The organism is Salinivibrio socompensis S35 (assembly GCF_000513715.1).
GTDB classification, from domain to species: Bacteria; Pseudomonadota; Gammaproteobacteria; order Enterobacterales; family Vibrionaceae; genus Salinivibrio; species Salinivibrio socompensis.
Genome location: NZ_AQOD01000163.1, coordinates 1 through 8368 on the forward strand (window position 1 = coordinate 1; position 8368 = coordinate 8368).

General features: G+C 49.2%; 5 protein-coding genes and 3 pseudogenes. 3 read left to right on the forward strand and 5 right to left on the reverse strand.

Going from position 1 to position 8368, the window contains the following annotated elements; translation table 11 throughout:
- Positions 1–1085: 1085 nt before the first annotated feature.
- Positions 1086–2822, forward strand: a pseudogene (locus DZ54_RS22445) (methyl-accepting chemotaxis protein).
- 73 nt (positions 2823–2895) lie between these two features.
- Here the strand turns inward: DZ54_RS22445 and DZ54_RS0115490 are convergent.
- From DZ54_RS0115490 to DZ54_RS27605, 4 genes are all read right to left on the reverse strand, one after another.
- Positions 2896–3795 carry a DMT family transporter gene (locus DZ54_RS0115490; protein ID WP_025675059.1) on the reverse strand — a complete coding sequence of 300 codons (900 nt, stop codon included), beginning with the start codon at positions 3793–3795 and terminating at the stop codon, positions 2896–2898.
- A 173-nt stretch (positions 3796–3968) separates the two neighbouring features.
- Positions 3969–4451, reverse strand: coding sequence for a DUF2780 domain-containing protein (locus tag DZ54_RS0115495; protein WP_025675060.1), 483 nt, complete (start codon positions 4449–4451; stop codon positions 3969–3971).
- A gap of 188 nt (positions 4452–4639) precedes the next feature.
- A complete protein-coding gene (locus DZ54_RS24995; RefSeq protein WP_164831612.1) occupies positions 4640–4939 on the reverse strand; it encodes a rhomboid family protein in 300 nt (99 codons plus the stop codon).
- Positions 4846–5232: a rhomboid family intramembrane serine protease gene (locus DZ54_RS27605; protein WP_051416064.1), complete on the reverse strand. Its 387-nt coding sequence runs from the start codon at positions 5230–5232 to the stop codon at positions 4846–4848. The genes DZ54_RS24995 and DZ54_RS27605 overlap by 94 nt, the downstream gene beginning before the upstream one ends.
- Before the next feature lie 162 nt (positions 5233–5394).
- Between DZ54_RS27605 and DZ54_RS0115505 the strand changes: the two genes are divergently transcribed.
- The gene (locus tag DZ54_RS0115505) at positions 5395–7407 is read left to right on the forward strand and encodes a prolyl oligopeptidase family serine peptidase (protein WP_025675062.1); all 2013 of its coding nucleotides are present in this window, start codon (positions 5395–5397) and stop codon (positions 7405–7407) included.
- Positions 7408–7419: 12 nt separating this feature from the next.
- Positions 7420–7893 (forward strand): annotated as a pseudogene (locus DZ54_RS26390) (TonB-dependent receptor plug domain-containing protein); the annotation flags it as partial.
- 349 nt (positions 7894–8242) lie between these two features.
- On the opposite strand, the pseudogene DZ54_RS26395 reads toward DZ54_RS26390, so the two are convergent.
- A pseudogene (locus tag DZ54_RS26395) lies at positions 8243–8368 on the reverse strand (IS4 family transposase); the annotation flags it as partial.

An 8368-nucleotide genomic window follows, 5' to 3' on the forward strand; every position in this document is an offset into this window, starting at 1 on the left:
ATGTTCACTGCCGCGCAGGCAGCTTAGAAACGTGAGTGGGCAGAGAACCGCGGCGACGGTCATCAGKTTCACTGCCGCACAGGCAGCTTAGAAAACCTGCTTTTTGAGCTTGGCGCGTGCTTTTAAGTTCACTGCCGCACAGGCAGCTTAGAAAGGACAGATCGAGCTGTTGGCTGGCTTCGTACAGTTCACTGCCGCACAGGCAGRCTTAGAAAAGTGAGATGTTGYCGATTTATACTCGCCGTCTTGTTCACTGCCGCACAGGCAGCTTAGAAATCGTCGCGGGCATAGACGTTAGGCAGGAAAATGTTCACTGCCGCACAGGCAGCTTAGAAAGTCCTCATTGGCCGGACACTCTGCGACCCACAGTTCACTGCCGCACAGGCAGCTTAGAAACCGACTGATTGCGCGCAGCAAGCTGAAAAAGCATTCACTGCCGCACAGGCAGCTTAGAAACTGAATCGGAAGCACTCGAAAGAATGACGCCCGTTCACTGCCGCACAGGCAGCTTAGAAAAAGTAACGTTAGATTTGTTCTTCGCTTGGAACGTTCACTGCCGCACAGGCAGCTTAGAAAACGCTGAGCCGCAAAGAGCTGATTGCCATTTAGTTCACTGCCGCACAGGCAGCGTAGGTGACACAAGCCCCGGCGCAATGTTGGATATGGGCACATTGCCAACGGGCGCCAGTTGCACTGCGCGCGGCATACATCGTGATAATAATTGGCCTTGTGCTGGCGCTTATGCCGACCTACGAACAGGCAGCGTCGATGACACAAGCCCCGACATATGGTTGGGTTTATCTCCGCAGCTGCTTTGAGTTTTCCTCCTTACCAATGTTTCTCTCGTCGTTGATGCCTGTCTAGGTTTTCCATAGAAATGACTAATTTAACGCATCCTTGAGTCAGTTAACTTTATGACCTTACTTTAATCGTTGAATTTATTTCTATTGAGTAATCAAAAACTAATCGACGTGGAGACCATTCCTGTCCAGCTTTTTTTAATTGATGGCGAGAATCTATTCTACGATAAAACGGTAGCGACATTTTGGTCGATGTTGTCTGTTGTTGAGTGGTAGGAGTGGAATATGAACATCAATAACACCATGAAGTTAGTGTTTTTTATTATTGGTGCCGGGATTGTCGTTAGTTTTCTCACTATTATTCAGCTGAATGGGCTGATGAACAAAGTTGATGAAATGGCACAGGTTCGGTATGCCTCGTACCAAACGGCCGATGAATTAAGACAAAGCTCTGATGACTTAACGCGCCTAGGTCGAACGTACGTGGTAACGGGTGAAGAAAAGTATGAAAAAATGTACATGGATATCTTGGCTATTCGTAACGGAGAGAAACCTCGGCCAATTAACTACCACACGATTTATTGGGATCTAGTATTAGAATATGGCCAAAAACCCAAACCAGATGGCCAAGCTATCTCGTTAAATCAACGCATGCAAGATCTTGGCTTTACATAAAAAGAATTTGATTTGCTCAAAAAGGCACAGGCGAACTCTGATGGGCTGGTGAATATGGAAGTGAAAGCCATGAACGCTGTTAAAGGGCGTTATCCGGACAGCAGTGGTAATTATACCGTTCGTGGGGAACCAGATAGACAAATGGCCGTTGATCTGTTGCACAGCACGCAATATCACCAAGAAAAAGCAAAGATCATGAAGCCGATTGAACGCTTTTTTATCGAGTTAGAGCAGCGAACGGACGCGCAGTTTAATGAGGCAGCCGCGAGTGTGAAAAAAACGGTACTTATTGGCAATATCTCGTTAGGGGTGGTGGTCTTAATTGCGGTTCTGGGATACATCATCACCAAGAGAACTGTTGTTAATCCAATTGATAGAATGGCATCCACACTCAAACAGGTAGATGATAATTCCGATCTGACGTTGCGAGTCGACGATAGTAAAAAGAATGAAATTGGAACCATTGGTAGCACCGTCAATAAAGTAATAGAAAGCTACTCATCGACGATTGAGAAAATTAATGACGTTAATCATATGATTGCTCAGATCACGGATAGTTTAGTCGAAATCACCAGTAAAAATGCCAAAATATCTAATCAGCAGAACCAAGAACTAGAGATGGGTGCCACTGCGATGGAAGAAATGACGTCTGCCCTTGCAACGGTAGCGGAGAATACCTCCATGGCAGAAAAATACGCTGGGAGTACAGAGAAAGAAACCAGCACGAGCAAAGAAGTCTTTGATAAAACCATGGCCGAGTTTGGCAGTTTAGAAACAGAATTCACCAAGACGTCAGAGGTGATCCAAGAGCTTGCCGATGAATCCACCAATGTGGGTAATGTGCTTGATGTGATTAAAGGCATTGCAGAGCAAACCAATCTGTTGGCATTAAACGCAGCCATAGAAGCGGCGCGAGCGGGGGATCAAGGCCGTGGTTTTGCGGTTGTGGCCGATGAAGTGAGATCCTTGGCGCAACGGACACAAAAATCCGCCGGAGAGATTGAAGAAATGATAGGAGGATTACAAAGCAAGGCAGAGCAATCGACACAGACGATTCGTGTGAATGCAGACAAGATCGCGTCGACACGTGACAATATGACCACCGCAAACGAAGCGCTTGGCACGATCAAAGAATCTGCGGTAGAAATTCATCGCCTGAATTCATCGATTGCGTCGGCCACGGAAGAACAGCTTTCTGTGAGTGACGAAATCTCGAGTAATCTATCAAACATAAAAACCTTGTCGAGTGATATGCATGATGCGATTGATCAGCTCGGACCGATTGTGTCTGATTTAAAAAATAACGTTGACTCATTGAACGGTGCTATTCAGGATATCCGCACATAGTCATCACGTTTCAGGCTGCTTGCCTATTGGTAGGCAAGCAGCGATACTACCATTTACTTGGAAACTCAATTAATTACACGCGAGCATGTCGCCGAAATAAGCGATGACCAATAGCGTTAAACAATGCCCCGGCCACAATTAACCCGCCACCGACATACGTCCAGATTGACGGTACTTCGTTAAATATCCATACCCCAATTAAGGTAGAAAATACGATTTGCACATACGCATAGGCGGATGCTTCGCCTGCTTGTTGGGTTTGCATGGCTTTGGTGAGCCCGTATTGGCCAATTTGAGTAAAGATACCGACCAAAACCAATAGCAATGTGAGCGATAAACTTGGCATCACGAATTGTGGCCACATCAGCACGGTCGCGACAGGGAGAGCGATCATGGGAAAGTATAAGATGATCACTGAACTGTCTTCGGTGCGGCTAAGCTTACGCACAATCACATAGGCAATCGAACTACCGAATGCACCTATCAACGCAATGATCACGCTAAAGGTGGGCAGGGCATTTGCAATGGAATCATGGAGGTTGGGCTGGACCATGACATAAAGTCCGGTTAAACAAAGTGCAATACAGACCAAGGTGGCGCGTTGTAACCGCTCTTTAAGTAGCACTAAGCCAAGTACCGCTGTAAATACTGGATGGGTGTATTGTAATACCGTGGCTTCAGCGAGCGGCAGGGTCGTTACTGCATAATACACGCACATCAGTGCCGACGTACCCAACACACCTCGTAGGAGTAATAGGGGTTTATTATTGCCCCACATGGACAAGCCTTTACGCTTAACATCGGTGTAGCTGATGAACAGTGAAACTAGCGCCCGGGCAGCGACAATCTCAAATACTGGAATACCATTCACGGCAACGTATTTCACGCAAGCCGACATCAAGGCAAAGCCAAGCGCAGAAAGAAGCATAAAGCGGATCCCAACGGGGATCGCAGAGAAAGAAAGGGCAGGCATAATCATACAAACTTAAACAACAGGGTGACTATGATAACGCGTCTCGGTGCGCTTTGCTTGATGATTAGATAAATAAACGCGCGTCAGTGATTGCCGCGCGTTGTGGCCATTCGATCAAGCTGCCGAGGCTCGCAGTGATTGAGTGATTCAATCGGTAATTGAGTGGGATCGCTTTAAGGCCACAGTTGCGTTAGAGAGCTTAGTAACCCGTCACTCGCTCCTTGTTGGCCCAAATAGTCGAGCACAACCGGCACAAACTGCTTTAACGTTGCGGCGTCGATACCGAGTTTTTCTGCGGTGCCATACAACTCACTCATTGAGCCAATACTGCCACTGAGGGCGTTATCACCCAGTAGTGATGACAGCGATGATAGATCTGGGCTTAAACTCGCAAGCTCTTGCTGATCGCGACCAGTGAGACCATTTGCTGCCATTGAAAGTAACGCGCTGGCACCACCGGTAGCTTGGGTTGGACTGACATCGACTTGCTCGGTGATCGATTGAACCAGTGGGGATTGACTCGCTTTATCACCGGCGAATTGGGTCGCCATTTGCGTCATCACATCGGTGGTTTTATCGCCCTGGCCGAAAAGGGCATAGCTCGGTGTGGTAAGAAGAAGACTGGATAGGGTTAACAGTGTAGCAGCGTATTTCATGATCCATTGTCCGTTATCGAGAATACAAACGTTATTCTAGGTATAGCGGGAATTGCCGCTGAATGAAAGCCGTTCAGCGGCAAATGCAGGATCAGTCTTATGATTAAGCCACCGCACGCACTTTGTCTAGGTGAGCGAGGTATTCATCGTAACTGCCATTAAAGTGGATCAATTGCTGGTCTTTGATCTCAATGGCCAGTGATGCATCTTTGTTTCAATTGTTTCATTGCAAAAAAGACAAGCGCGCCAGCGATGCCAGTAGCATGAGCAAGGTGAGCGATGTCGATCCCGAGTGCTTGGCGGATCGGGAGTGATTGGCCCAGCATAGCGTCACCCACACATTTCACACCCGTGATCAGAGCGATGCATTTCCCGCTTGGGGTGTGAATCGTGCTTAACGCACCGAACATAAACATTCCGTATAACACTCCAGACATACCCATGTACTGCTGATAGGGSCCCACCACATCACCAGACCAATCACACACGCAAGCCAAAAGAGCAGCAATACAAGCGTGCCGGCGCTGATATGTCGATAAAACACGAGGCCGAAAACGCCTAATCCCGTCATGTTAGTCAGTAAATGGAAGAGGTTGTGATGAATGAAATTACCCGTCACCACGCGCCATGCTTGACCTGAGGCAAGAGCACTTCGCTGCCATATCCACGCCTCAGCGAACGACGAATAATGGACGCCTACACACACTAGCGCGACGATTGTCAGCAATCCAAGTGTTTGTATCGGCGAGGTTAAGGTGACAGGTGGTTTTCGCTTCATCATCGCCTTTTATCTCGTTACAACTTGAATAACAATGCCTTATTACAGCCAATGTGACTGAATGAGATCTTCCTCAAAAATCATTACAAATGATAATTGATCTCAATCGTATTTGCATCTATGATGCGCCCCCTGAACTTACCCCCAATTTAATGTTTGTATAACATGAAGTTAGTGAATGCGCTGTTAATCGGGCTTTTGTTTGTGTCGCCATTGAGCCATAGCGATGATGAAACGGATGCGTTGTCGTCGTTTGCGTGGTTGCAGGATGTGGCTCACCAACAGGATAAAATTCGGGCGTATCTAGAACGCCATAATCAGCGTGCGGAACAATCGCTGATGACGAGTCAGTCGCTTCGGGATGCGTTACTGAACGAATGGCAGCACACACCTCAAACCGGCTCTACGCCTTGGTTAGCACGTGATGGTCGCGAATTTCTGCAAACGCGGGTTAATGGTGAGCGCGTGCTACGTATGCGCAAAGCAGGCAGTGAAGAAGCATCGATATTGCTCAATATTGAGGCGCGGGCGGCTGAGCATGCGTATTACCAACTTGGTAGTTGGTCGCTGAGCCCCAACGGACAATGGCTCGCGATTGCCGAGGATATACACGGTGAGGAAGACTACCGCATCGCGCTGATTAACTGCCAATCGGGGCAAACCGATGTTGTTGCCACCGAGGCAGATTCATCTTTAATTTGGTCACCAGATAATCAGCAACTCTACTATGTGCGCAAAGACGCGAAAACCGCGCGCCCATACCAATTGTTCCGTCATGAAATAGGGGAAATAGGTAGCGATACGTTGGTGTATGAAGAAGATGATCCTGCCTGGTTGCTGTCGGCCTACCGTGCCAGCAATACGGACACGGCCATTGTGCAAGTCAACAATGAATCGGCGACCGAACAGCGTCTACTCCGTCTTAATGATGGCAGCCTGTCTACTCCGCTTAAAGTGCGTCAACCCAACGTCGAATACTATCTTGATCAGACAGATGATGCGTTATGGATGCTGAGCAACCATCAAGGGACGAAACAGTTTTATCGTGCCGCTGTCGTGACGCCGAACGATTGGCAAGTCATTTATGCCCCCGAATCGGGCGCTGAATTAAATACGTTTTACCTCTTCAAAGATGGCATTGTCCTGACCGAACAGCGAGAGGGGGAGCAGTGGTTTGTCTTACTCAATATGGACGGTGAGCGCGTTGTTAAACAACCTTTGGCTGAGCAAGGTCAAGTGGCTTGGTTTTCACGCGGGGGTGACTATGCAAGCAATCAATTATTTATTCGCAGTATGTCGCTCGTGCAGCCACCACGATGGGAAGCACTGAATCTCAAATCCGGTACGCGTCGTGAAGTCAGTGCCGATCATTACTCCGACTTTGATGCGTCTCGTTATCACTCTGAACATTTGTACGTTGGACCGCATCGTATTCCTGTCACGTTGGCGTATCACAAAGATGCTCTGAACTCGTCATCGCCGGTGGTGCTTTATGGGTATGGCGCTTATGGGTTCACCATGAAACCGTATTTTATGCCGCAAACCGTCTCGCTGATGGACCGGGGCGTCATCTATGCGATTGCGCATGTGCGTGGCGGAGGCTATTACGGTGCAACATGGCACCAAGCGGGCAGCGGGATGAATAAAAAGCATGGCATCCAAGACTTTATTGATGTCGCCAAAGCGATGGGTCGTTATAAAGATGGACAACGTGCAGTCGCGGCTGTGGGCTCCAGCGCCGGCGGTACCTTGGTCGCCGCGGCACTCAACCAAGCGCCCGCAGCGTTTGCCGCCGCTAGCCTCAATGTCCCTTTTGTCGATGTGCTGGGCAGTATGTCGAATCCGGCGTTGCCGTTAACCGCACAGCAATACCAAGAATGGGGCGATCCCTCGCAAAATGGAGAGCGTGAGGTCATACAAGCCTATGATCCTTTGCGCAACATCCATCCTAACCCTTATCCCCCTATGCTTGTGCGTGTCGGCTGGGACGATCAGCGTGTGCCTTTTTGGGAGGGGGCGCAATACCTTTCGCATTTAGCCGCAACCAGCACCCAAGCGGGCCCCTATTTGTTGTTGACGGATTTTTCCCGTGGCCACCAAGCCGATGCGCGTCACGGGCTGACGCAACAAGCGACCGACTATGCCTTTCTCTTACACCAACTGAAGCGTGTGAATTAACCGGAGTATTAAATGAAATTGTCTTCTGTCTCTGTGGCAGTACTGACGGCACTGGCTACTGGCACTGTGCACGCCAATTCTGCCGACACCGAGGAGAATGCCTCTGGCGAGGCGACAAATCGCCATGTCGAGACGGTGGTCGTCACGGCAAATAAATTTGCTGAATTACCGTCAGATACAGCGGGTTCGGTCGCCATTTATCGTGGCGAAGATATTCAAAAAAAGGGCGCCACCGAGCTTTATGATGCACTGACAAACGAACCGGGAGTCAGTGTCACAGGCGGGGCGGGTCGCCCTCAAAACATCACGATTCGTGGCATGTCCGGCAACCGTATCTTAATTGTGGAAGATGGCGTCCCAGTCGCGGATGGGTTCGGGGCGGCTGACTTGAATGATAAAGCAGGGCGTAATTCCTTTGATATCGCGAGCGCCAAGCAAATCCAAGTCGTGAAGGGCGCTAGCTCAACCAGTTATGGGTCAGGTGCATTAGGCGGTGCCGTGATCGTGACATCGCTGTCCGCGGACGATCTCCTCCGCAACAAGGATCTGTACGCCGATGCGCAAGTCACTTATAGCGAGCTCAGTGACAAAGGCCGAGTCGGCAGTCGTCTCGCGCTTCGTCATGGTGATACCAGTGCGTTGCTAGATGTGAGCTATTGGGAAGGGGAAGAAACCCGTAATTATCAGCAAGATTTGTATAACCGCACCTTGGATGGTGGTAGTGCGTCGTTGCGCCTAGATCATTATGTGTCCGATCGCTGGAAGCTGAGTGCCCGAGCCAAGCTCTACCGCGAAGAGGCATCGCGACAAGAAGGCACAGCACTGAGAGATCCCCTCATAAATCCGCCAATGCATAGCCCTCTTTTAAGAGCTGCTGGGCTAGAACCACAGCCGCAGCTAAGAGGTGTTGAGTTATAATTTCGTAGTCTGGTCGCCTGAGGACTTCCATACCTAACCGGAC

What these genes read in the sequence shown, in the direction of transcription:
- DZ54_RS0115490 (WP_025675059.1), bottom strand. Translation starts at nt 3,795, where the DNA reads ATGCCTGCCCTTTCTTTCTCTGCGATCCCCGTTGGGATCCGCTTTATG.
- DZ54_RS0115495 (WP_025675060.1), bottom strand. Translation starts at nt 4,451, where the DNA reads ATGAAATACGCTGCTACACTGTTAACCCTATCCAGTCTTCTTCTTACC.
- DZ54_RS0115505 (WP_025675062.1), top strand. Translation starts at nt 5,395, where the DNA reads ATGAAGTTAGTGAATGCGCTGTTAATCGGGCTTTTGTTTGTGTCGCCA.